Consider the following 741-nt stretch of genomic DNA (forward strand, 5'->3'; position numbering starts at 1 on the left):
AATCTCGTGGAGAATGCGGCTGTGTTCCGGATGCTTTGCGGCAAGGTTTCTGAGCGTTTGGCGAGCCTCCCGGGGGCCGAAACGAAGGCTGAGTGGAAATAGTGACTCGTTAAGCCGCGCCTGCTACGGAAACGCCATGGCACGGATATGCTTCATTCGAATTAGCCGCCCGGCTGCGCGCTGACCCGGTTTCCGGGGCCGCGAAGCCGGGAGCCCATGCTCTGACTGCATGAAAAAAGCCGTGGCCATTGCCCGGCATTTCCGTACAACACGCCAAAACTGCCATAGGCCCGACATGACTGATTCCCTGACCGACCGCGATTATCGCGACACGCTGTTCCTGCCCGCCACCGAATTCCCGATGCGCGGCGGCCTGCCCAAGCGCGAGCCGGACTGGATCAAGCGCTGGGACGAACTGAAACTTTATGAAAAGCTGCGCGCGGATGCGAAAGCACGCGGCGCCAAGCCCTGGATCCTGCATGACGGCCCGCCATACGCGAACGGGCACATCCATCTCGGCACGGCGATGAACAAGATCGTCAAGGACATCATCGTGCGCTCGCACCAGATGACCGGCCATGACGCGGCCTACCTGCCGGGCTGGGACTGTCACGGCCTGCCGATCGAATGGAAGGTGGAAGAAGAATTTCGCAGCAAGAACCGCGGAAAGGATGATGTTCCGGGCGACGAGTTCCGCGCGGCCTGTCGCGCCTTTGCCCAGAAATGGGTAGACGTTCAGGC

The 741-nt window shown here is 61.3% G+C and carries 1 protein-coding gene; it reads left to right on the forward strand.

Annotated features, from left to right (window positions below):
• Positions 1–295: 295 nt before the first annotated feature.
• Positions 296–741 (forward strand): class I tRNA ligase family protein (locus tag B4F73_RS02780; RefSeq protein WP_290482458.1); only part of this gene is annotated, 446 nt, incomplete at its 3' end.

Origin of the sequence: Hyphomonas sp. UBA3601 (assembly GCF_002375605.1) — a bacterium.
GTDB lineage: Bacteria > Pseudomonadota > Alphaproteobacteria > Caulobacterales > Hyphomonadaceae > Hyphomonas.